Consider the following 21,886-nt stretch of genomic DNA (forward strand, 5'->3'; position numbering starts at 1 on the left):
CGATGAACCCTGCTGACGAAGCCCCCAACGTCGAGCTCACGGTCAACGGCCAGGCCGTGCGCCGCCGCGTCGACGACCGCACCCTGCTCGTCGACTTCCTGCGCCGCGACCTGGGGCTGACCGGCACCCACGTCGGCTGCGACACCAGCCAGTGCGGCGCCTGCACCGTGCGGCTGGACGGGCTGGCGGTGAAGTCCTGCACCGTGCTGGCGGTGCAGGCCAGCGGCGGCGAGGTGGTGACCATCGAGGGCCTGCAGAAGGACGACGGCACGCTGCACCCGCTGCAGCAGGCCTTCATCGACTGCCACGCCCTGCAGTGCGGCTTCTGCACGCCGGGGATGATCATGGCGGCGGACGGCCTGCTGCGGTCCGGCCGGCCGGTGGACCACGACAGCATCTGCACCGCGCTGGAGGGCAACCTCTGCCGCTGCACCGGCTACGTCCACATCATCGACGCGGTGCGGCAGGCGGCGGCGGCCCCACGCGATGCGGAGGGCCGGGGGTGAGCGGCCCGCACATCGGCCGGCGCCTGCCGCGGCTGGAGGACCGACGGCTCGTCACCGGCGGCGGCCGCTACACCGACGACGTGTCGCTGCCCGGCCAGGCCTGGGCGGCCTTCCTGCGGTCGCCGCATGCGCACGCGCAGATCGCCGGCATCGACGTCGCGCCGGCGCTCGCGCTGCCCGGCGTGCTGGCGGTGCTGACCGGCGCCGACTACCTGGCCGACGGCCACCGCGGCGTCGACCACATCCCCAACCCGGCCGACGCCGTGCGACCCGCCGACAAGGCCTTCGCGCCGCCGGCCAGCGGGCCGGTCTACAACCGACGCCAGCTGCCCCTGCCGGTGGACCGGGTGCGGCATGTCGGCGAGGCGGTGGTGATGGTGATCGCGGAAACGCCGCTGCAGGCCCGCGACGGCGCCGAGGCGGTGGTGGTCGACTACCGGCCGCTGCCCGCCGTGCTGCGGGCCGACGACGCGCTGGCGCCCGGCGCGCCGCAGCTCTACGACGACGCACCGGGCAACCTGTGCTTCGAGGCGCACCACGGCGACGCCGACGCGGTGCGGCAGGCCTTCGCCCGCGCCGCCTTCACCGTGCGCCGCGAGTTCCGCAACAGCCGCATCGTCAACGCGCAGATGGAGCCGCGCTCGGCCATCGGCCAGTTCGACGCGGCCACCGGCCTGCACACGCTGATCTCCGGCAGCCAGGGGGTGCACCGGCAGCACCTGGGGCTGTGCGACGCGCTCGGCCTGCCGGCCGACCGGCTGCGCGTGGTCTGCCCCGACGTCGGCGGCGGCTTCGGGCCGCGCAGCTCGCTCAACATGGAGCAGGTGGCGGTGCTGTGGGCAGCGCGGCGCGTCGGCCGGCCGGTGAAGTGGACCAGCGACCGCAGCGAGGCCTTCGTCAGCGACCACCAGGGCCGCGACCTGCTGGTGCGCGCCGCCATCGCCTTCGACGCCGACGGCCGCATCCTCGCGCTCGACCACGAGCTGCTGGGCAACGTCGGCGCGCACACCGTCTCCTACGTGCCGATGGCCAACCACACGCGGGTGCTGACCAGCGTGTACGACGTGCCCGCGGTGTCGCTGCGTGTGCGCGCCGCCCTGACCCACACCGTGGCCACCGGCCCCTACCGCGGCGCCGGCCGGCCCGAGGCCATGCACGTCTTCGAGCGGCTGCTCGACATCGCCGCCCGCCAGACGGGCCTCGACCGCATCGAGCTGCGCCGGCGCAACCTCCTGCGGCGCGAGCAGCTGCCCCGCCTGTCGCCGATGGGCCTGCCCTACGACGCCGGCGACTTCCCCGCCAACATGGAGCGGGTGCTGGCGATGGCCGACTGGGACGGCTTCCCCGCCCGCCGCGCCGAAGCCCGCGCCCGCGGCCGCCTGCGCGGCATCGGGCTGGCCAACTACATCGAGTCGCCGGTGGGCGCCCCGCGCGAACGCGTTCGGCTGACGGTGGACCCCGAGGCCCAGGCGGTGGAGATCGTCGCCGGCACCCAGTCCACCGGGCAGGGCCACGCCACCACCTTCGCCCAGGTGGTGGCCGACCAGCTGGGGCTGGTGCCGCAGCAGGTGCGCTTGCGCACCGGCGACACCGCCGACATTGCCGTCGGCGGCGGCACCCACTCCGACCGCTCGATGCGCCTGGGCGGCACGCTGCTGCTGCAGGCCTGCGCCACGCTGCTGCAGCACGCCGCGCTGGCCGCCACCGAGGTGCTGGAGGCACCGCCCGCGCGCGTGCAGCGCGACGGGCACCGCTTCGTCGCCGACGACCGGCGCTCGGTGAGCCTGTTCGAGCTGGCACGGCACGTCGCCCGACACGGCCGCCCCGACGACCGGTCGGTGCGCTCGCTCGTCGCCGAGGCCGAGTTCAGCGGCCGCCTGCCGGCCTTCCCCACCGGCGCCGCGGTGTGCGAGCTGGAGGTCGACCCCGACACCGGCACGGTCCACTTGCAGCGGTATTCGGCGGTGGACGACGTCGGCCGCCCGATCAACCCGCTCATCGTCGAGGGCCAGGTGCACGGCGGGCTGGCGCAGGGCCTGGGCCAGGCGCTGTGCGAGACGCATGCGATGGACGACGAGGGCCAGGTGCTGTCCGGCTCGTTCATGGACTACGGCATGCCGCGCGCCGGCCTGATCCCGCCGCTGGCGATCGCGCTGGCCGAGGACCCGACCCACGGCAACCCGCTGGGCGTGAAGGGCGGCGGCGAGAGCGGCATCACGCCGGCGACCGCGGCCACCTTCAACGCGCTGCACGACGCGCTGTCCGACCACACCACCGGCGAGCTGCCGATGCCGGCCACGCCGCTGGCGCTGTGGCAGGCCATCCACCGACCGGGCACCGACCAGGAGACCGCATGCCACACGACACCGTCCTGAGCCGCCGCGACGGCGGGCTGCTCACGCTCACGCTCAACCGGCCCGACACCGGCAACCTGCTCGACGCCGGCATGGCGGCGTCCATCGTCGCCGCGCTGCAGGCGCTGGACGAGGACGTGCGTGTGGTCTGCCTGCGCGGCGCAGGCGCCGACTTCTGCGCCGGCCGCGAATCGCCGACGCCGCCCAAGGGCGGGCCGGTGCCCTCGGCCGAGCAGCTGCGGCTGCGCGTCGCCGCGCCGGCGCTGGCGCTGTACGACGCGCTGAAGGCCTGCCCGCTGCCCACCGTCGCCGTGGTGCAGGGCCGGGCCATCGGCGTCGGCACCGCGCTGGCCTGCGTCTGCGACATCACCGTGGCGGCGCAGGACGCGCAGTTCCAGGTGCCGGAAATGGAACGCGACATCCCGCCGACGCTGGTGATGGCCGCGCTCATCGACCGCGTGCCGCCGAAGACGCTGGCCCACCTCGTCCTCACCCGCCTCGGCCTCGACGGCCGGGCCGCGCAGGCCGCCGGCCTGGTGACCACCGCCGTGCCGGCGGACCAACTGGAAGCGGCCGCGACGGCGGTGCTGGCGCCGATGCTCGACCGCAGCCCGGTGGCGCTGCGCGCCGTCAAGCAGTACCTGCAGCTGGCCCCGGGCATGGGCCCGACGGCGGCCAGCGGCTTCGCCGGCCACCTGGCCGCCACCGCGCTGTCCGCGCGTTACTGAACACCCACCGAAAGGCCGCCATGCCGTTGAACACCCCCTCGCGCCGCCGTGTCCTGCAATGGGCCGCCGGCGCCGCCGGCACGGCCACCCTGTCGCTGCGCGCGCAGGAGGCCTGGCCCTCGCGGCCGATGCGCATGATCGTCGGCTACCCCGCGGGCAGCGGCATCGACGCCGCCGCACGCCAGCTGGCGCGTGGCATCGAGAAGCTGTCGGGGCAGACGGTGCTCGTCGACAACCGGGCCGGGGCGCTGGGCAACATCGCCGCGCAGGCGGTGGCGGCCGCGCCCGGCGACCCCTACACGCTGCTGTTCACGCCCAACTCCACCCACGCCGCCAACACCCACCTCTTCCGCAAGCTGCCCTTCGACCCGGTGCGCGACTTCACCCCGGTCAGCAGCGTGGCCACGCTGAGCTTCGTCGTCGTCTGCGACCCGACGGTGCTGAAGGTCAACTCCATCGGCGAGCTGCGCGAGCTGCTCAAGCGCGAACCGGGCAAGCACAGCTACGGCAGCGGCAACGCCACCGGCCTGGTGGCCGGCGAGCTGTTCAAGAGCCTGGCCGGCGTCGACCTGCTGGGCGTGCCGTACAAGGGCGTGCCCCAGGCCATGACCGACCTGCTGGGCGGCCGGGTGCAGCTGGTCTTCGCCGATGCCACGCTGGCCATCCCGATGGTCAAGGCGGGCCGGATCAAGGCGCTGGGGGTGACCGGCTCGCAGCGCATCGCGGCCCTGCCCGGCGTGCCGACGGTGGCCGAGTCCGGCCTGCCCGGCTACGACCTGGCCGGCTGGTTCGCGGTGTTCATGCCGGCCCAGGTGCCGGCCGCCGCGGTGACCCGGCTCAACGGCTTCATCCAGGCCACGCTGAAGGACCCGGCGACGGTGGACTTCCTGCGCGGCATCGGCGCCGAACCGCAGCCCAGCACGCCGCAGGAGCTGGCGCAGCGGGTGCAGAGCGACACCGAGCGCTGGGGCCGGCTGGTGCAGCTGGCCGGCATCCAGCCGGAATGAGATGACCCGGGCCCGGCGCTCAGCCGCCGCCCGCCACCGCGGGCGGCGTGCCCCGCGCGCCGGAACTGTCCAGTTCCTCGGCGACCGCGGCGAACAGCTCGGAGAAGGCGGTGAGGGCCGGGCTGCTGGGGTGGCCGGCGCGCACGATGCGCTGGAACTGGAACTCCACCGCGGGGCCCAGGTTGGCGATGGACACCGCATAGCGGCGGCAGGCGGCCCCCGCGAACGACGGGATGATCCCGATGCCGAGGCCCGCTTCGGCAAAGGCGATCACCGTCTCCAGCTGGTTGACCACCAGGCGGGATTTCGGCGCGATGGTCAGCTTCGTCAGCTGCGCCTCCACCAGCTGCTGCACCGGACTGGCCTCCGTCACCGTCACCACCGCCTGCCCGGCGAGGTCGGACCAGCGGATGGTGCCGCCCTTCAGCACCTCCGCGCCGCGCGGCTGCACCACCTGGATCCGGCTGGTGAAGACCGGCTCGCGGTCGAGGCCGGAAACCCGCGTGAAGAAGGCGCCGAAGCCGGCGTCGATGTCGCCGCACTCGACCAGCTCGCGCAGGTCGGCCGGTGCGGCGTCGGCGACGCCGATCTCCACGTCGGGCATGACGGCGCGGAAGCGGGTCAGCACCAGCGGCAGCAGGCTGGTCGCCATCATCGGCGTCACGCCGATGTTCAGCCGGCTGCCGTTCAGGCGGTCGAGGGCACCGAGCTCGGTGGCCGCGGCCTCCAGCGATTCGACGATCTGGGTGGCCACCGGCAGGAAGCGCCGGCCGGCCTCGGTGAGTTCCACCGCGCGCGTGGTGCGGTGGAAAAGCCGGCAGCCGAGCTGCGACTCCAGCTCCCGCACCATCGTGCTGAGGGCGGCCTGGCTGAGGTGCAGGCGCTGGGCGGTCTTGGTGAAGCTTCCCGAGGAGGCGACGCCGATGAAGCCCGCGCAGCTGCCGTAGCGATGGGTTCATGTCGGCATGACGTTGACGAACGAAGAGGAGCGGCCCATGGCAGACGACCCTGTGGTCCTGCGGTTCAGCCACATCGGCTTCCGCGTGCACGACCTGGACCGGATGGCCGGTTTCTACCAGGGCCTGCTCGGCTTCACCGAGACCGATCGCGGCCGCCTGCCGGGCGCCGACGGCGAGACGCTGGACCTGGTGTTCCTCAGCCGCGACCCCGACGAGCACCACCAGATTGTGCTGGTGTCCGGCCGGCCGTCCCGACTGGCCTTCAACCCGATCAACCAGATCTCGCTGCACGCCGGGACCCTGCCCTCGCTGCTGGCCTTCCACCGCCAGGTGCTGGCCTGGGGCGTGGACGACCTGCAGCCGGTGACCCACGGCAACGCGCTGTCGCTGTACTTCCGCGACCCCGAGGGCAACCGCATCGAGGTCTACGTCGACACGCCCTGGTACGTCAGCCAGCCGGCGCGGGTGCCGGCGCCGTTCGACCTGCCGGCCGACGCGCTGATGCGCTGGGCCGAGGCCCATGCCCGCACCCTGCCCGGCTTCCGCCCGCGGGCCGAATGGCGGGCGGAGATGGCCGAGCGCATGGCCGGCCGGGGCGGCGGCCAGGCGCCCGGCTGACCTGCCTCAGGCCAGCTGGAAGGGCAGCTGCCGCTGCGGCTTGCCGGTGAGGCGGGCGACGGCGTTGGCGAAGGCCGGCGCCAGCGGCGGCAGGCCGGGTTCGCCCATGCCGGTGGGCGGGTCGGCGCTGGGCACGGTGTGCACCGCGACCTGCGGCATGTCGGTGATGCGCGGCAGGGCGTACTCGCCGAAGTTGCGCTGCTCGACGCGGCCGTCCTTCAGCGTGATGGCATGGCCGGGCAGGCACATGGCCAGGCCCATCAGCGCGGCGCCCTGCACCTGCGCCTCCACCGTGCGCGGGTTGACCACCAGGTTGCAGTGCACGCCCGCGGTCACGCGGTGCAGCACCGGCCGGCCCTGCTGGACCGAGGCCTCGACCACGTAGGCCACCACCGAGTCGAACGACTGGTGCACCGCCACGCCCCAGGCCCGCCCCGGCGCCAGCGCCTTCTTGCCGTAGCCGCTCCTGTCCACGGCGAGCTGAAGGGCCGCGCGGTGACGCGGGTGCTCGGTGCCGAACAGCCTCATCCGGTAGGCCACCGGGTCCTGGCCGCTGGCGCGGGCGATCTCGTCGATCAGCGTCTCCATGACGAAGGCGGTGTGGGTCGAGCCCACGCTGCGCCACCACAGCACCGGCACGTTCTGCTGCGGGTGGTGCACCGTCAGCCGCATCGGCAGCTCGTAGGGCTCGCGCATGCCCTCGACGCCGGTGGTGTCGATGCCGTTCCTGACCATCGCGCCTTCGAAGAAGGTGCCGGCCATGATGGACTGGCCGACGATGACGTGGTCCCAGGCCAGCACGCGGCCGGCGGCGTCGAAGCCGATGCGCGCGCGGTGCAGCTGCGACGGCCGGTAGTAGCCGCCCTGGAGGTCGTCCTCCCGGCTCCACAGCGTGCGGATGGGGCCCTGCAGGCCGGCGCCGCGGGCGGCCTTGGCCACCTCGCAGGCCTCGACCACGTACTCGCTGCTCGGGATGGCGCGGCGGCCGAAGCCGCCGCCGGCGTACTGCACGTTCACCTTCACCTGCTCGGGCTTCAGGCCGAACACGCGGGCGGCCGCCGCGCCGTCCAGGCCGGGCATCTGCGTGCCCACCCACAGCTCGACGCCGTCGCCAACGGCCTGCACCGTGCAGTTCAGCGGCTCCATCGGCGCATGGGCCAGGTAGGGGAAGTGGAACTCGGCCTCGAGGCGGCGCGGCGCGCTGGCCAGCGGTGCCATGTCGGCGTCGAAGTGGCGCGGGCCGGGGCGGCCGGCCAGCTCGCGGTACATCGCGCGCTGGCGTTCGCTGTCGACCTTCTCGACGCGGTCGGTGTCCCAGTCGAGCTTCAGCGCCTCGCGGCCCTGGCGCGCCGGCCAGTAGCCGTCGGCGATCACCGCCACGCCTTCGGCACCGCGGTCCAGCGGCACGCGCACCACGGCGCGAACGCCCTTGACGGCCCGCGCGGCGGCATCGTCGACCGACTTCACCTTGGCGCCGAACACCGGCGGCCGGGCGATCACGGCCGTCAGCTGGCCGGGCAGGCGCACGTCGATGCCGAAGACCTGGCGGCCGCTGCTCTTGGCCACCGCGTCCAGCCGGCCGGTCGGCCGGCCGATGAGGCGGAAGTCCTTCGGGTCCTTCAGCGCGACCTGCAGCGGCACCGGCTGCGCCATCGCGGCCTCGGCCAGCTCGCCGTAGCCCAGGCTGCGGCCGCCGGGGCCCAGCACGCGGCCGTCGCGGGTGCGCAGCGTGGCGGCGTCGACGTTCCAGCGCGCGGCCGCCGCGGCGACCAGCATCGCGCGCGCCCGGGCGCCGAGCTCGCGGTACTGGGTGAAGCTGTTCTTCAGCGCGGTGGAGCCGCCGGTGAGGTGCAGGCCCCACAGCGGGTCGGCGTAGGCGGGATCGTTGCTGCCGTGGCGCACCCGCACCAGGCGCCAGTCGGCGTCCAGTTCCTCGGCCAGCACCATCGGCAGGGCGGTCTGCACGCCCTGGCCGAACTCCAGCCGGTTGAGGGCGACGGTGACCTCGCCGGAGGGCGCGATCTGCACGAAGGCCGACGGCTGCTGGGTGGGCTTGAGGCCGGCGTCACCCGCCGGCGCGGCGGCGGTGGACGCCGACAGCGGGAAGGCGCCGAGCGCCAGCCCGCCGGCGCCCGCCAGCTTGAGGACGCTGCGGCGCGGCAGGCCGGTCGGTGCCCCGGCCTCGGCGGCAGGCTGCAGCAGGCGGCGCACGGCCGGCGGCAGTTCGGCGATCAGGGCGGGGTCCTGGGTGAAGGGCAGCATGTCCGATCCTCCGGTCAGGCCAGCGCCCGGGCGGCATCGCCGACGGCGGCCCGGATGCGCTCGTAGGTGCCGCAGCGGCAGAGGTGGCCGGCCATGGCGGCGTCGATCTGCGCCGCGGTGGGCCGCTGGCCGCGCGGCAGCGACTTGAGGAAGGCGGTGGCCGTCATCACCTGGCCGCTCTGGCAGTAGCCGCACTGGGCCACGTCGTGCTTCACCCAGGCCGCCTGCACCGCCTGCCCGACCCGGTCGCCGGCGGCCACGGCCTCGATGGTGGTGAGGTGCCGGCCCTGCGCGGCGGACACCGGCGTCACGCAGGACCGCACCGCCTGGCCGTCCAGGTGCACCGTGCAGGCGCCGCACAGCGCCTGGCCGCAGCCGAACTTGGTGCCGGTGAGGCCGAGGTGGTCGCGCAGGGCCCAGAGGATGGGGGTGCCCGGGTCGGCGTCCAGCGCCTGCTGGCGGCCGTTGACGTTCAAGGAGACCATGGTGGACGAGGAGGATTTGGGTGCCGGGCAGTGTCCTTCCGCACACGGCGCGTGCGCTAGCCTGAAGCTGCCGCTTGTTTGCCCGATCCTCCGGCCGGGCGGCGCGCGGCGTTGCGCCTTCGCTAGCATGCGCAGGCCATGACCCAGCGCACCGCCGCCTCTTCCGCCGACGCCGACCTCGCCCGCCTGAGCGACGAACTGGCCCGGCGCGTGGCCCGCCTGGCGACCGACGGCCAGATGGCGACGACGGCGCTGCCCGGGCTGACGCTGTACCGCAGCGACAGCCTGCTCGGCTCCGTCTGCGGTGTCTACGAACCCTGCGTCGCGCTGATCCTCCAGGGCAGCAAGCAGGTGCTGATGGGCGACCACAGCGTGGTCTACGGCCGCGGCCGCTTCCTCATCGCCTCGCTCGACCTGCCGGTGGTGGCCACCATCCTGGAAGCCAGCGCCGAGCGGCCCTACCTGGCACTGGCGCTGCGCCTGGACCTGCGCGAGATCGCGGCGCTGCTGCTCGACGAGCCGGTGCCGCCGCCCCGGGTGGCGTCGTCGGCGCAGGGCCCGGCCATGGCCACCGGCGTGGTGACGCCGCCGCTGCTCGACGCCTTCCGCCGCCTGCTCGACCTGCTCGACCAGCCGCAGGACCTGGCGGTGCTGGCGCCGCTGGTGCGCCGCGAGATCCTGTACCGGCTGCTCGTCGGCGAGGCCGGGGCACGGCTGCGCCAGATCGCGGCGGTGGAGGGCCAGGCCGCGCAGGTGGCCCGCGCCATCGCGCTGCTGAAGACGCGCTACACCGAGCCGCTGCGCATCGAGGACCTGGCGCGACAGGCGCGCATGAGCCCGTCCACCTTCCACCACCACTTCAAGGCGCTGACGGCGATGAGCCCGCTGCAGTACCAGAAGCGGCTGCGCCTGACGGAGGCGCGCCGGCTGATGCTGGCCGACGGCCTGGACGCCGCCACCGCCGCCTACCGCGTCGGCTACGAGAGCCCGTCGCAGTTCAGCCGCGAGTACAGCCGGCAGTTCGGTGCGCCGCCGGTCCGCGACATCTCGGGGCTGAGGACGGTGCCGGAAGCCACGCTGGGCTGACGCACCGCCGGCCCCCCGACGAGCCCGCGTCAGGGCACCACGGCGCAGGTGTAGCTGGCGGCGCTGTTGACGTCGCCGCTGCCCGCGTACACCGCCTCCTGCGGGTGCGGGCAGTGCGGCCGGGTGCTGGTCGAGTTGGGCTTGCGTCCGACGATGGCGGTCGGCGCCTGGCCTTTCTCCACCCAGTCGCTGACGGCGGCCATCCAGTCGACCTCGGTGTGGCCGGGGCCGCCGCTGCAGTGGCCCAGGCCGGGCACCAGGTACAGCCGCAGGAAGCCTGCGACCGCGGCGCTGCCGCCCGAGGCCGCCTCGACCTTGGTCTTGTACTCGAGGGTGCCCATCGGGTTGACGCCGGGGTCGGTCCAGCCGTGGTACATGACGATCTTCTTGCCCGCGGCGGCGAAGCTGCGCAGGTCGGCCTGGGTGGCGTTGTAGAGCTGCTTGGCCTTGTCCAGCTTGGTCAGGTCGTTGGTCCAGTCGAGCTGCGTCAGGTAGTCGAAGGTCGGCCGGTCGGGCTGGAACAGCAGGTACTGGAAGGCGTCGACCATCACCGTGTGCAGCCCCGGCGTGCCGGTGCTGACCAGCCACTGGCTCCAGCCGCCGCTGGTGTTCTCCGAGCCCACCGGCAGCGGGTGCACGCCCACCGCGGGCCGGCCGGCGTACACGCCCTGCACCGCCGCCAGCTCCGACGCCGTGAGGCAGTTGGGGCCGTTGGTGGCGCCGCAGGCCGGCACGTGCACCGCGGGATCGAAGTTGCACTTCAGCGGGTTGCGGATCTGCCCGTCCTGCACGCCGTCCAGCGCGTCGCAGCCGGCGTAGTTGCCGCCGTTGCCGTTGTAGACGATGTTGCCGATGAGGTCGCGCTTGGCCGGCGGCAGGGCCGAGCCGCCGGCGATGCCGTTCTTGTAGAGGTGCTGCAGCAGGGCCGGCGCCGAGAGCTGCTGGCGGGTGTAGTCGTAGACCGGCGCGCCGACGACGTAGCCGTCGAAGTCCTCGGGGAAGCGCTGGGCCTCCATCAGGCCCTGCCGGCCGCCGGTGGAGCAGCCGTTCCAGTAGGCGTAGGCCAGGTCGCGCGGGTAGTGGGCGTTGACGATCTCCTTGGTGGCGCGGGCGGTGAGGTTGACCGCCCGGTAGCCGAAGTCGATCTCCATCTCGTCGCCGAACTCGGCGTCGTAGCCGAAGCGGGCACCGCTCTGCGCCGGCACCGCGGCGTCGTGGCCGGTGTCGGTGGAGGCGCTGGCGTAGCCCTGCTGCACGGCGGTGACCATGGCGGGGAACGAGATGGTGCCCGCCTTGCCGCCGTTGCCCACCATCTGGTAGCGGCCGTTCCAGGCCTTGGGCAGGTGGACGGCGAACTTGACGTTGCCCTTGATCGTGCCGCGCACGTCGCAGTAGGCCGGCACGGTGGCCGTTGCGGCAACCTCGGTCGCCGAGGTGATCCTCACGGCGTCGACCGTGCCCTGGAAGGTGGTGGGCAAGGCCGTGCAGGCGACGTCGTGCTGAACGACGCGGCGATCGTCGTCGCCGCCGCCGCAGGCGGCGAGCAGCAGGCCGCTGCCCAGGGCGGCGACGAACGTTCGGGTGTGAAGCGCTGACATCGTGCGGATCCTCGGTGGGTGTCGGTCAGGGCTGGGCCGGCGACCAGCCGGGTTCGCTGCTGGCCGTGTAGGCGCTGCGCAGCACGCCGGTCGCGCCCATGAACCAGACCACGTTGCGGCCGTCCGCCGCCTGCCAGACCAGGTCCTCCCGGCCGTCGCGGTCGAAGTCGCCCTGCGCGGACAGGCGCCAGCCGCCGGGCAGCGTCGGCAACGGCCGGTCCGACGTCACCTGGGCACCGCGCATCGCCCACAGCGACAGCCCGCCGCCGGCGTGCTGCAGCAGCAGGTCGGCGCGGCCGTCGCCGGTCACGTCGGCCAGCGCCAGCACGGTGGTGCCGCGGGGCAGCCGTGCCACGACCGGCTCGCTGCGTGCGGCGCCGCTGTCGTCCAGGCGCCAGACGGCCAGCTGGCCATCGGGGCCGGCGTGCAGCAGGTCGGCCCGGCCGTCGCCATCGACGTCGCCGACGCCGGCCAGGCGCCAGCCCGGGGCCGCCGGCGGCAGCGCCACGGCGCCCGGTGCGCCGCCCGGACGGATGCGCTGCACCGACAGGCCCTGCCCCGGCAGCTGCCACACCAGGTCGGCGAAGCCATCGCCGTCGACGTCGCCGCTGCCCACCAGGCGGGCCCCCGGCCGCACCGTCGGCAGGGCCAGCTGTGCCTTCAGGCCGGTGCCCTGGACCAGCCAGACCGCGACGTCGCCGCGGGCGTGGTGCAGCACCAGGTCGAGCTGTCCGTCGCCGTCGAGGTCGCCGCGGGCGGCGATGTCCCAGCCGGGCGGCACGGCCGGCAGCACGCCGCTTGCGACGAGTCGCTCGCCGTCGAGCCGCCACACGGCCAGCTCGCGGCCGCGGCGCCAGAACACCGCCTCGGGGCCGTTGTCCCAGTACTCGCGGGCGTCGGCGCGGACCTCGTCGGCGTACTCCGGCGGCACCCAGCCCTCGTCGAGCAACTGCCCGAGCCGCTGCTTCCACTTGTCGGCGTAGTGGCGCGGGTTGAGGTGCAGCCGGCGCGCCGTCTCGTCGTCGAAGCGGAACTGCTGCGCGATCTGGCTGCACAGGCTGCCCGGGCCGGTGCCCGGCGTGCGGTAGCGGAACAGCGGCACGTCGAGGTAGGTCGAGCGCACGCCGCCGGTGGCGTTGCCCAGGGCGTCCGTGGCGACGCGGGTGCCGTCGCCGGCCAGGTTGTCGTCCACGCCCATGCGCGACGGCGCCACCGGCGGCGTGCGGCCGTAGGTCCAGTCGATGACGTGCTGCAGCCCGAGGAAGTAGAACGCCGGGAAGTGGAAGCGGCTCATCACCGGGTCGCACTGCTGGCCGCCGGGGAAGCGCGGGTCGAAGCCGGCGTTGTCGCGGCTGTCGTTGTGCGCCATGCCGGAGACCTCGTACAGCCGGTACCGGTTGTCGGCGGCATCGCTGTCCGGCTTGCGGAAGCCGTTGCTGCTGTGCAGTTCGAACTGCGTGGGCATCTCGATGTGCGGCACGTCGGCCAGCGCGGGCGTCGGCACCCGGTTGAGGATGGAGCCGCGGAAGAAGCCGTCGAACACCGGGCCGCCGTCGGGCATGCGCAGCGAGGCGTGGCCGAGCGTGCCGTCGCAGCCGGCGCCGGTGGCGCCGGCGAGGTACTGGCGGACGACCTCGGACGCGTCCGAGGTGCCGGCCATCACCACCCGCTGCACGCCCCACTGCCGCAGCGGGTTGGCGGCCACGTTGGACTTGATCAGCCGCCCCACCTGCGCCAGCACCTCGTTGGCCTGGCCGGCGTTGTTGGGCGCCAGCACGAAGCCGGTGCTGACGTTGGTGTTGCCCACCGCGCCGTAGCGGGTGGGGTTGAACGGCTGCAGCGATTGCAGCGGGTTGTTGGCGTTGTTGAGGTTGATGCTGCGCGCGTCGATCTCGACGCCGATGTGGCCGCGCTGCATGAGACCGAAGCGGCTGAAGTTGAAGATCAGTGCGTTGCCGCCGCGGTGCAGAGGCTCGGCCACCACCACGCCACTGAAGCGCGCCGGATCGGCCGGGCGGCGCACGACGATGCGGGTCTTGTACGGCACGGAACAGCCCATGCCGCTGATCCAGTACTCCTCGGTGACGTACTGGAAGTCGCTCAGCTGGTGGCCCGGCGTCAGGCTCGGCCGCAGGCCGGCGAACATCGGCCCCAGCACCGGGTCCGGATCGGGCACCGGTCCGGTCACGTTGGGCAGGGCGGGCACGGCCGCACCCACACTCGCCGCCGCCATGCCGGCCAGCAGGCCCAGGCCCCATCGCTTGTGCATGTCTTGTCTCCTTGTGCCCCTGCCGGTCGGTGCCTGCAGGTGGCCGGTCGCCGGGTCATCCCGGAGGAAGACCAGTCTTCGACCTGCCTAGCATCGGGTCAATCCACAAGCGGCGATGCCGATCATCTCGACTGCCGATAGTCCGCCATGCGCCACCTCGACACCCACTGGCTCGACGTCTTCGTCGCCATCTATGAAACAGCCAGTGTCACGCGCGCCGCCGAGCGCCTGGACATGGGCCAGGGGTCGGCCAGCACCACCCTGGCCAAGCTGCGCCGCCACTTCGACGACCCGCTGTTCTGCCGCACGGCAAGCGGCATGGAGCCCACCGCCAAGGGCCGGGCGCTGTACCCCTTGTTGCGCAGTGCACTGGCCGACCTGGAGCGGGCCGAGACCACGCTGGCCTGCTTCGAGCCGGCCACCTCGACCCGGCGCTTCCGGCTGTGCGTGTCGGACATGTCCGAGGCCGGTCTGCTCAGCGCGCTGGCCAACACCATCACGCGGCAGGCACCGGGCGTCACCTTGGACGTGCAGCGCAGCACGCCGGACACCAAGCGGCTGATGGACAGCGGCGAGATCGACCTGGCCGTCGGCTACCTGCCCGCGCTGGAGGGGCTGGTGCAGGAGGCGGTGCTGTTCGAGCAGGGCTTCGTCTGCCTGGCGGCACGCGGGCACCCGCGGGTCGACGGCCGCATCGACGTCGCCGGCTACGAAGCGGAGGGGCATGTCGGCATCCACGGACCGCTGGCGGTGCAGTCGGTGGTCGACCGCGGGCTGTTGCGGCACGGCGTGAAGCGCCGGGTGGTGCTGGGGCTGCCCAGCCATGTCGGCGTCGGCCGGGTGGTGGCCTGCACCGAACTGCTGGCCACGGTGCCCGAACTGCTCGGCCACCGGCTGTGCGAGGAGCACCCGCTGCAGCAACTGGAGGTGCCGGTGCCGCTGGCCCGCTACAGCCTCAAGCAGTTCTGGCACCCGCGCTTCGACCTGGACCCGGGCAACGTCTGGATGCGCGGCCTGGTCACCGACCACTTCCGCGTGCTGCGGCACAGCGGGATCATGCGCGGCCGGTCCGCCACCATGCGGCTGCCGGCCGACCCGCCGGCCCGGGTGGGCAGCGCCTGACGGCACCCGCCGTCGCGGGCCGGCTCCAAGGCCGTGCGCGGGGCCAGGCGTGGCGCACCGCGGCCTTCACGCATTCCCCGGGGACCGCTGCGTCAGTGACCCGCGACCTGCACCACGCCGGCCGCCACGAGGCCGTCGATCTCCGCGTGCGACAGCCCGAGCTCCCGCAGCACGGCACGGCTGTGCTCGCCGACCTTGGGCGCCGGCGTGGTGGCCGCTTCGGCCTTGCCGTTCAGGGTGATCGGGTTGCCGATGCCCCGCGCCATGCCGCCCTCGCCGTCGGGCACGTCGATCACCATGCCGACCGCGCGCACCTGCGGGTGCTCGAGCGCCTGGCCCGCGCTGTTCACCGGCCCGGCGGGCACGCCGGCGGCGTCGAAGCGGGCGCACCAGTCCGCGACCGGGGCCTTGGCCAGTTCCGCTTCGATCAGGTCCTGCAGCTCGAGCCGGTGCTGGACCCGTCGCTGCGGATGGTCGAACCGGGGGTCGGTGACCCATTCGGGGGTGGCCCAGCACCTGGCAGGCGCCCTGCCACGCCTTGGGGTTGCCGGCGCCGATGACGATGCGCCCGTCGGCCGCCTTGAACACCTGGTAGGGCGCGATCAGCGAGTGCGCGGTGCCCAGCCGCTGCGTCTCGCGTCCGCTGGAGAAGTAGTTGGCGGCGAGCCAGTAGGTCTGCTGCATCGCGGCCTGCAGCAGCGAGGTGCTGACGTGCTGCCCTTCGCCGGTCTTCAGGCGGTGCACATAGGCCGAGAGGATGGCCAGCGCAGCCAGGATGCCGGCGTTGGTGTCGGCCAGCGACACGCCCGGCTTGACCGGGTCTCGCTCGGGCTCCCCCGTGGCGTCGATGATGCCGCTGAAGGCCTGCAGGATGAGGTCGAAACCGCCGACGCGCGCCATCGGCCCGACGCGGCCGTAACCGGTGATCGAGCAGTAGATGAGCGCCGGGTTGACGGCCTTGAGGTCCTCGTAGCCCAGCCCCAGCCGCTCCATGACGCCGGAGCGGAAGTTCTCGGTCAGCACGTCCGCTTCCTTGACCAGGCGCAGCAGCACGGCTTTGCCTTCGGGCGTCCGCACGTCCAGCGCCAGCGAGCGTTTGCCGCGGTTGATCATGCGAAACGACGGCGGCATCGCGCTGTCGCCGGGCTTCTGGTACTGGCGCGCGTCGTCGCCACCGGGGAACTTCTCGATCTTGATGACCTCGGCGCCGAGGTCGGCCAGCATCATCCCGCAGGTGGGACCGGCCATGATCTGCGCCATCTCGACGACACGAACGCCGGCGAGCGGCCGGTGGGCTTGGGCGACGGGCATGCTGGGTCCTTTCAACGACCGGTGAAGCGCGGCGGACGGCGCTCGGCGAAGGCGGCACGGCCTTCGGCGAAATCGGCGCTGCGCTGGGTCAGTTGCTCGCGGGCGCGCCAAGCGGCCTCGTCGGCCCGGCCGGCGGCGATCTCGTTGAGCGACTGCTTGGTGGCCTGCGCCGCCAGCGGGGCCAGCGCGGCCACGGTGCCGACCAGCGACGCGAGGGCGCCGTCGAAGGCCTCGGCGGGGACGACCGATTCGAAAAGCCCCGACGCGGCCAGCGCCTCCACCGGCAACGCCTGCGCGGTCAGGAAGGCCCGCTTCGCGCCGGCCAGGCCGAGGCGGGAGACATAGCGCCGCAGGCCGCTGGGGTAGTAGTGCAGGCCCAGCGCCGCGGCCGGCATGCGCCATTCGCAGCCGGCCAGCGCCAGGCGCAGGTCGCAGGCCAGCACCAGGTCGGTGGCGCCGCCGTAGACGCTGCCGTTGAGCGCGCACACGGTGATCGGGCGCAGGCGCTCGAGCGCATCGGGCACGCGCTCGAACAGCTGCGGGTCGTGGGTGGCGTCGTCGAAGCCGGCGACGTGGTAGCCGGCGCAGAACACCGGGCGCTTCTGCGCCGTGGTCTCACCCGTCAGCACGACGACGCGCACCGCCGGGTCGGCGTCGAGCTGGCCGAACATGGTCAGCAGCGCACGCAGGTCCTCGTCGCGCAGGCTGTTGCGCTGCGCCGGCCGGCGCAGGCGGATCGTGGCCACCGGGCCGTCGACCTCGAGACCGGGGATGTGCCCTTCGCTCATGGCGGGCTCACTCCGGCTCGATGCCGGCCGCCTTCACCAGCTTTTCGCGACGTGCGAGCTCGGTCCGCAGGAACGCCGCGAGGTCTTCGGCCTTGCCGCCCGTGGCCGACATGCCGGCCTTTTCCAGACCCTCGCGCAGCGCCGGCTGGGCCAGCGCCCTGTTGATCTCGCCGTTGAGCCGGGCGGTGACGGCCGGCGGCATCCCGGCCGGCCCGAAGAAGGCGAACCACGACTCGATGGCGTAACCGGGAACGGTTTCACCGACCGTCGGCAGGTTCGGCAGGCCATGGAACCGCTTGCCCTCCACCACCGCCAGCGCCCGCACCTTGCCGGCATCGATGTGCGGCCGCGCCGTGGCCATGCTGGCGAACACCATCGGGATGTTGTTGCCCAGCAGGTCCGTCATCGCCGGCCCGCCGCCCTTGTAGGCGACGTGGACCATGTCGATGCCCGCCGTCTCCTTGAGCAGTTCACCCGCCAGGTGGTGGGCCGACCCCGGGCCGGAACTGCCGAAGCTGAGCTTGTTCGGATGGGCCTTGGCATAGGCGATCAGCTCCGCCACGGACTTCACCGGCAGCGACGGGTGGACCACCAGCACGATGTGGTTGATGGCCGCCGGGGCGATGGGCGTGAAGCTCTTGATGGGGTCGTACGGAAACCGCTTGGCCACGAAGATGTTGGTGGCGTGCGAGGCGTCGGTGCCCAGGACGATCGAGTAGCCGTCGGGCGCCGCCTTGGCCACGTTGTCGGACCCGAGCGTGCCGCCGGCGCCCGCCCGGTTGTCCACCACCACCGGCTGGCCCAGCGCCTGGGCGAGGCGCTCGCTGACCGCACGGCCGAGTTGGTCGGCGGCCGCACCCGGCGCGTAGGGCACGACCAGGCGAACCGGCTTTTCCGGATAGGCCGGCTGGGCCATGGCCGCGCCGGACGCGGCCCACAGCAAGGTTCCCAGCAGCAACGGGCGGCGCGCGATGGCGATCGGCTTGATGTCCGGCATGAATGTCTCCTCTGGTCTGATGTCGACCGCGCACCCGGCAGCAGGGCGGTGCACGACGACGCGGAGCATGCCCGCCGGCCGCCGTTCGGCGCGCAGAATCACATTCGTGATTCAACTTCTCGGATGAGATGCCATGGCACCACCGGTGAAATCCGCGCAGCGGGTGCTCGAACTGCTGGAGTTCTTCGCCGAGGAGCGCCGTCCGGCGGGGGTCGGCGTCATCGCGCAGGCCCTGGGCTGGCCGCAGTCCAGCACGTCGGTGCTGCTGAAGGGTCTGGCCGACACCGGCTTCTTCGACCATGACGGGCGCACCGGGATGTACGTTCCGAACGTGCGCATCGCGCTGGCCACCGCCTGGCTGCAGGAGCATCTGTACAGCGAGCACAACCTGCTGCGCCTGATGGAAAGCGTGCTCGAGCGCACCGGCCACACCGTGATGATCGGGACGCGCCGCGGCGTCCAGGTGCGCTACCTGCACGTGCTGCAGGCCACGCGCGAAGGCCGCTTCATCGCCAAGACCGGGTCGCTGAGGCCGCTCTTCCGCAGCGCGGCCGGCAAGGTGCTGCTGACCACGATCTCGGAACGCGAGATGGCCATGCTGCTGCGCAAGGCCAACGCACTGGAGGCGGACCCTGCGCAGCGGCTGGCGTTCGACGCCGTGCGGCGGGAGATCGCGCAGGTGCGCCGAAGCGGCCACGCGATTTCGTTGGGCACGTCGATGGCCGGTGCGGCGGCGCTGGCGGTGCTGATCCCGGTGGCACGGGACCGGGAACCGATGAGCCTGAGCGTGGGCGGTCCGCTGCGCGAGATCGAGGCCGAGCGCGACCACCTGGTGGCGGTGCTGCGCCATGCCGTGGAGCCGATCCGCTTGGCATCGGCTGGCTGAGCGGCGCCGGCCCTCGTCCTGGCGCGGGGGTCTCGGCCCTCGAGGCCCCCGCCCTACCCCTCGTCGAACCCGCGGCCGGCGCCGACATGCGGCCGGCCGATGCGCGCCAGCCATGCGCCGCTCATGGGCTCACGGCACAGGTCACCCCCTGCTGGCGCCATGGGACGGCGTGTCCGCGACCGGAGGACGAGGCGGTGACACCGTTCCCCTGCACTCGCCGAAGCCGATGCGACGCCGCCCCGGGCTTTCGGCCCAGGCGCGCAGGATGACGGTGTCGCCATCCTCGAGATAACCACGCGACTCACCGGTGGGCAGCGTCAGCGGTCGACGTCCGTTCTGCGTCAGTTCCAGCAGGCACCCCTGCTCGCCGTCCACCGGACCGCTTTGCGTTCCAGTTCCGAGCAGATCTCCCGGCAACAGGCTGCAGCCGCCTTCGGTGTGGTGAGCGACCATCTGTGACAGCGACCAATGGCAGTGGCGGAAGCTGCTGCGCGACAGCGGCATCTCCACCGGACCGCCGGTCGCGGTTCGCAGCAGCGCCTGCAGTTGCAGATCGATGCCAGGCCGTGGCTCGGCGGTCCTCAGGTGCGGCAGCGTGGGCGGATCCCCGGCTCGCGCGGCAAGGCGCAGCGGAAGGGCGCCAGCGCCTCCAGTGTCACGATCCAGGGCGAGACGGTCGTCAGGAAGTTCTTCGCCAGGAACGGGCCGAGCGGAAGGGCCTCGAAGCGCTGCACGTCACGCGCCGACCAGTCGTTGAGCAGCGTGAGTCCGAAGAGGTGTTCTTCGGCATCGGCAACGGCGATCGGCGCTCCCCGATGGTTTCCGGGGCCGATCCAGGCACCCAGTTCCAGTTCGTAGTCGAGCGCCTTCGTCGGGCCGAACCCCACGCGACCTTCCCCATCCACCGTGATGCCCCGCGGTCGAGCGAAGTCCGCGCCGCTGACCTCGACCGTCGATGCGCGGCCATGGTAGGCAATCGGCAGCCACCCGAAGTTTTCGAGCGGCCCCGCATTGGGCTGGAAGATCCGGCCCGCATTCAGCATGTGGTGGCGCGACGTGAAGAAGTCGGTGTAGTTGCGCACCTGTGCCGGCAGTGCAAACTCGACCTCGTCCTGCGGCACGAGGCATTCCGACAGCCAGACGGCTTCCTGCGCACCGTCACGCAGCAGGCGAAACAGCAGCGCCCTGAGCGCGCGCCAGGCGGGTCGCCCCAACGCCATCAACGAGTTCAGCGAGTCCCGCGATGCAGCCTCGATCGCGGTGCGCTCCAACCCGTCCGACAAACGGCCGGACGCCACGACGGCGGCCAGGTCCAGGACCTGCGCACCGATCGCCACACCACCCCGCCAGGCCTCGTGACGCCCGCGGCGGCGGAAGACCCCGTGTGGCAGGTTCTGCAGTGGAAAGTCGGTCTCCGCCGCGTTGGCGGACACGACCCAGCTGCGGGCGCCGGGGTCGTGCGTGAAGTCGATGCCGGTCAGCAATGGGTGCTCCGGTATTTCAGGACGCCGCCGCATCCGCCGCGGTCAGGGCATCGTCGAAGATGGCCACCGCACGGGTCCAGCCCGCGGAGGCACCGCGGATCTTGTGGGGGAAGCAGCTGACGTAGAAGCCATGCGCCGGCAACGACTCGAGATTGTGCAGCTTCTCCAGGTGGCAGTAGCCGATGTCGCGGCCTGCCTTGTGGCCCTCCCATATGAGGGATGCATCGCCGGTCTCGCGATACTTCTTGGCCGTGTGCACGAAGGGAGCGTCCCAACTCCAGGCGTCGGTGCCGGTCAGGCGAACACCACGCTCCAGCAGGTACAGCGTCGCCTCACGCCCCATCCCGCAGCCGGCGCTGACGTAGTCGCGTTGGCCATAGCGCTGGCCCGCGCTCGTGTTGACCATGACAATCTCCAGCGGCTTGAGTCGGTGCTGGATGCGGGCCAGTTCCGCGTCCACGTCGGCCGCGGTGACGACATAGCCGTCCTCGAAATGGCGGAAATCAAGCTTCACGCCGGGTTGGAAACACCACTCCAACGGCACCTCGTCGATGGAGATGGCCGAGCGCTGCGCGCCCAGGGCCTTGTCCATGGTGCTGTGGAAGTGATAGGGCGCGTCGAGGTGCGTACCGTTGTGCGTCGACAGCCGAACCAGTTCCACCGCCCAGCCTTCGCCATCGGGAAGGTCCTCCTTGCGAAGCCCAGGAAAAAAAGGGGCAATCTGCTCGTAGCTGCTGTCGTGCGCAAAGTACTGGATGTGCGGCTCCAGTCCCGGCGGGTCCGAAGCGACCTCGTTTTCAAGGTAGATGGAAAGGTCGATGAAGCGTCTGGGCATGGTCACGATCGGGGATATGCGCAAGCATTGAACCTGCCGCCGCTCGAGGTTGAACATTCGTACAACCATCTATTGTACGACCGTACAAACATGCAGCATCATCCCGTCGCACCAACCTCCGTTGCCGACCTGCCATGCTCCTGCGCCGCCACCTGATCTCTGCCGCCCTGCTTGCACCGCTGAGCCACGTCGCCCGTGCACAGGCCATCGACACCGTGCGCATCCTCACCGGTTTCCCTCCCGGTGGCACGTTGGATGTCGTCGCGCGCCGCGTGGCCGACAAACTTCGCGGCAGCTACGCGAAAGTCGCGTTGGTGGAGAACCGTCCCGGCGCCGGCGGCCGGCTGGCAGTGGATGAACTGCGCCGCAGCCCCAACGACGGATCGACTCTGTTGATCACGCCGGCGGCGATGATCACGCTGTACCCGCACCTGTACCCGAAGCTGACCTACCGCATCGAGGACGTGACGCCTGTGTGCGGCGCCACCACCGTGGTGTTCGGCTTCGGCGTCGGTCCTGCGGTTCCCGATTCGGTGAAGACGGTGAAGGACTTCCTCGCTTGGGCGAAGGCGAACCCGGACCGCGGGAGCT

At 72.6% G+C, this 21,886-nt stretch carries 17 protein-coding genes and 3 pseudogenes; 9 read left to right on the forward strand and 11 right to left on the reverse strand.

All coding sequences use genetic code 11. The annotated features are described in order from the left end of the window. Window positions 1–2 precede the first annotated feature (2 nt). The 4 genes from LRS07_RS17375 to LRS07_RS17390 are packed head-to-tail and all read left to right on the forward strand — an operon-like array spanning window position 3 to window position 4,595. Entirely contained in the window at window positions 3–506 is a 504-nt protein-coding gene (locus LRS07_RS17375) for a (2Fe-2S)-binding protein (protein WP_260499204.1), read from the forward strand. After that, window positions 503–2,881 (forward strand): xanthine dehydrogenase family protein molybdopterin-binding subunit, encoded by a 2,379-nt coding sequence (locus LRS07_RS17380; RefSeq protein WP_260499205.1) that lies wholly within the window; start codon window positions 503–505, stop codon window positions 2,879–2,881. The genes LRS07_RS17375 and LRS07_RS17380 overlap by 4 nt, the downstream gene beginning before the upstream one ends. Further along, complete coding sequence (locus LRS07_RS17385; protein ID WP_260499206.1) at window positions 2,860–3,588, forward strand: enoyl-CoA hydratase/isomerase family protein; 729 nt, start codon at window positions 2,860–2,862, stop codon at window positions 3,586–3,588. Before LRS07_RS17380 ends, LRS07_RS17385 begins: the two co-directional genes overlap by 22 nt. Window positions 3,589–3,608: 20 nt before the next feature. Continuing rightward, window positions 3,609–4,595, forward strand: coding sequence for a Bug family tripartite tricarboxylate transporter substrate binding protein (locus LRS07_RS17390; RefSeq protein ID WP_260499207.1), 987 nt, complete (start codon window positions 3,609–3,611; stop codon window positions 4,593–4,595). 19 nt (window positions 4,596–4,614) lie between these two features. Here the strand turns inward: LRS07_RS17390 and LRS07_RS17395 are convergent, their stop codons facing one another. Then, window positions 4,615–5,520: a LysR family transcriptional regulator gene (locus LRS07_RS17395; RefSeq protein ID WP_260502151.1), complete on the reverse strand. Its 906-nt coding sequence runs from the start codon at window positions 5,518–5,520 to the stop codon at window positions 4,615–4,617. 70 nt (window positions 5,521–5,590) lie between these two features. Here LRS07_RS17395 and LRS07_RS17400 point away from each other — a divergent pair, with 70 nt between their 5' ends. After that, the gene (locus LRS07_RS17400; RefSeq protein WP_260499208.1) at window positions 5,591–6,172 is read left to right on the forward strand and encodes a VOC family protein; all 582 of its coding nucleotides are present in this window, start codon (window positions 5,591–5,593) and stop codon (window positions 6,170–6,172) included. A gap of 6 nt (window positions 6,173–6,178) precedes the next feature. Here the strand turns inward: LRS07_RS17400 and LRS07_RS17405 are convergent, their stop codons facing one another. Then, the gene (locus LRS07_RS17405; RefSeq protein WP_260499209.1) at window positions 6,179–8,434 is read right to left on the reverse strand and encodes a xanthine dehydrogenase family protein molybdopterin-binding subunit; all 2,256 of its coding nucleotides are present in this window, start codon (window positions 8,432–8,434) and stop codon (window positions 6,179–6,181) included. Between the two features lie 14 nt (window positions 8,435–8,448). Next, window positions 8,449–8,919: a (2Fe-2S)-binding protein gene (locus LRS07_RS17410; RefSeq protein WP_260499210.1), complete on the reverse strand. Its 471-nt coding sequence runs from the start codon at window positions 8,917–8,919 to the stop codon at window positions 8,449–8,451. A 138-nt stretch (window positions 8,920–9,057) separates the two neighbouring features. Between LRS07_RS17410 and LRS07_RS17415 the strand changes: the two genes are divergently transcribed. Continuing rightward, on the forward strand, window positions 9,058–10,005 hold the full coding sequence (locus LRS07_RS17415) for an AraC family transcriptional regulator (protein ID WP_260499211.1): 948 nt from the start codon (window positions 9,058–9,060) through the stop codon (window positions 10,003–10,005). A 29-nt stretch (window positions 10,006–10,034) separates the two neighbouring features. Here the strand turns inward: LRS07_RS17415 and LRS07_RS17420 are convergent, their stop codons facing one another. After that, window positions 10,035–11,603 carry a tannase/feruloyl esterase family alpha/beta hydrolase gene (locus LRS07_RS17420; protein WP_260499212.1) on the reverse strand — a complete coding sequence of 523 codons (1,569 nt, stop codon included), beginning with the start codon at window positions 11,601–11,603 and terminating at the stop codon, window positions 10,035–10,037. Between the two features lie 25 nt (window positions 11,604–11,628). After that, complete coding sequence (locus LRS07_RS17425) at window positions 11,629–13,872, reverse strand: alpha/beta hydrolase domain-containing protein (RefSeq protein ID WP_260499213.1); 2,244 nt, start codon at window positions 13,870–13,872, stop codon at window positions 11,629–11,631. Window positions 13,873–14,019: 147 nt separating this feature from the next. On the opposite strand from LRS07_RS17425, the gene LRS07_RS17430 reads away from it, so the two are divergent. Beyond that, window positions 14,020–14,994: a LysR family transcriptional regulator gene (locus LRS07_RS17430; RefSeq protein WP_260499214.1), complete on the forward strand. Its 975-nt coding sequence runs from the start codon at window positions 14,020–14,022 to the stop codon at window positions 14,992–14,994. 92 nt (window positions 14,995–15,086) lie between these two features. Here the strand turns inward: LRS07_RS17430 and LRS07_RS22070 are convergent, their stop codons facing one another. From LRS07_RS22070 to LRS07_RS17445, 4 genes and pseudogenes are all read right to left on the reverse strand, one after another. Continuing rightward, window positions 15,087–15,434, reverse strand: a complete 348-nt coding sequence (locus tag LRS07_RS22070; protein ID WP_409450651.1) for a CoA transferase — start codon at window positions 15,432–15,434, stop codon at window positions 15,087–15,089. 94 nt (window positions 15,435–15,528) lie between these two features. Next, window positions 15,529–16,305: pseudogene (locus tag LRS07_RS22075) on the reverse strand (CaiB/BaiF CoA transferase family protein); the annotation flags it as partial. Window positions 16,306–16,316: 11 nt separating this feature from the next. Continuing rightward, the gene (locus LRS07_RS17440; RefSeq protein WP_260499215.1) at window positions 16,317–17,093 is read right to left on the reverse strand and encodes an enoyl-CoA hydratase/isomerase family protein; all 777 of its coding nucleotides are present in this window, start codon (window positions 17,091–17,093) and stop codon (window positions 16,317–16,319) included. 7 nt (window positions 17,094–17,100) lie between these two features. Further along, window positions 17,101–18,090 (reverse strand): Bug family tripartite tricarboxylate transporter substrate binding protein, encoded by a 990-nt coding sequence (locus tag LRS07_RS17445; RefSeq protein ID WP_260499216.1) that lies wholly within the window; start codon window positions 18,088–18,090, stop codon window positions 17,101–17,103. Between the two features lie 133 nt (window positions 18,091–18,223). On the opposite strand from LRS07_RS17445, the gene LRS07_RS17450 reads away from it, so the two are divergent. Beyond that, window positions 18,224–18,976: an IclR family transcriptional regulator gene (locus tag LRS07_RS17450; RefSeq protein ID WP_260499217.1), complete on the forward strand. Its 753-nt coding sequence runs from the start codon at window positions 18,224–18,226 to the stop codon at window positions 18,974–18,976. 141 nt (window positions 18,977–19,117) lie between these two features. On the opposite strand, the pseudogene fahA reads toward LRS07_RS17450, so the two are convergent. Together fahA and LRS07_RS17460 are read right to left on the reverse strand one after the other, a co-directional pair. Continuing rightward, a pseudogene (gene fahA, locus LRS07_RS17455) lies at window positions 19,118–20,493 on the reverse strand (fumarylacetoacetase). After that, entirely contained in the window at window positions 20,477–21,295 is an 819-nt protein-coding gene (locus LRS07_RS17460) for a cyclase family protein (protein WP_260502152.1), read from the reverse strand. Before LRS07_RS17460 ends, fahA begins: the two are co-directional and overlap by 17 nt. Before the next feature lie 134 nt (window positions 21,296–21,429). Here LRS07_RS17460 and LRS07_RS22465 point away from each other — a divergent pair. Next, window positions 21,430–21,840, forward strand: a pseudogene (locus LRS07_RS22465) (tripartite tricarboxylate transporter substrate-binding protein); the annotation flags it as partial. Between the last annotated feature and the right edge of the window lie 46 nt (window positions 21,841–21,886).

This window comes from Aquabacterium sp. J223, assembly GCF_024666615.1.
GTDB lineage: Bacteria > Pseudomonadota > Gammaproteobacteria > Burkholderiales > Burkholderiaceae_C > J223.

Bases quoted from the DNA above. Each gene is read 5' to 3' on its own strand.
- LRS07_RS17375 (WP_260499204.1), top strand. From the start codon at position 3: ATGAACCCTGCTGACGAAGCCCCCAACGTCGAGCTCACGGTCAACGGC.
- LRS07_RS17385 (WP_260499206.1), top strand. From the start codon at position 2,860: ATGCCACACGACACCGTCCTGAGCCGCCGCGACGGCGGGCTGCTCACG.
- LRS07_RS17390 (WP_260499207.1), top strand. From the start codon at position 3,609: ATGCCGTTGAACACCCCCTCGCGCCGCCGTGTCCTGCAATGGGCCGCC.
- LRS07_RS17400 (WP_260499208.1), top strand. From the start codon at position 5,591: ATGGCAGACGACCCTGTGGTCCTGCGGTTCAGCCACATCGGCTTCCGC.
- LRS07_RS17405 (WP_260499209.1), bottom strand. From the start codon at position 8,434: ATGCTGCCCTTCACCCAGGACCCCGCCCTGATCGCCGAACTGCCGCCG.
- LRS07_RS17410 (WP_260499210.1), bottom strand. From the start codon at position 8,919: ATGGTCTCCTTGAACGTCAACGGCCGCCAGCAGGCGCTGGACGCCGAC.
- LRS07_RS17415 (WP_260499211.1), top strand. From the start codon at position 9,058: ATGACCCAGCGCACCGCCGCCTCTTCCGCCGACGCCGACCTCGCCCGC.
- LRS07_RS17420 (WP_260499212.1), bottom strand. From the start codon at position 11,603: ATGTCAGCGCTTCACACCCGAACGTTCGTCGCCGCCCTGGGCAGCGGC.
- LRS07_RS17425 (WP_260499213.1), bottom strand. From the start codon at position 13,872: ATGCACAAGCGATGGGGCCTGGGCCTGCTGGCCGGCATGGCGGCGGCG.
- LRS07_RS17430 (WP_260499214.1), top strand. From the start codon at position 14,020: ATGCGCCACCTCGACACCCACTGGCTCGACGTCTTCGTCGCCATCTAT.
- LRS07_RS17440 (WP_260499215.1), bottom strand. From the start codon at position 17,093: ATGAGCGAAGGGCACATCCCCGGTCTCGAGGTCGACGGCCCGGTGGCC.
- LRS07_RS17445 (WP_260499216.1), bottom strand. From the start codon at position 18,090: ATGCCGGACATCAAGCCGATCGCCATCGCGCGCCGCCCGTTGCTGCTG.
- LRS07_RS17450 (WP_260499217.1), top strand. From the start codon at position 18,224: ATGGCACCACCGGTGAAATCCGCGCAGCGGGTGCTCGAACTGCTGGAG.
- LRS07_RS17460 (WP_260502152.1), bottom strand. From the start codon at position 21,295: ATGCCCAGACGCTTCATCGACCTTTCCATCTACCTTGAAAACGAGGTC.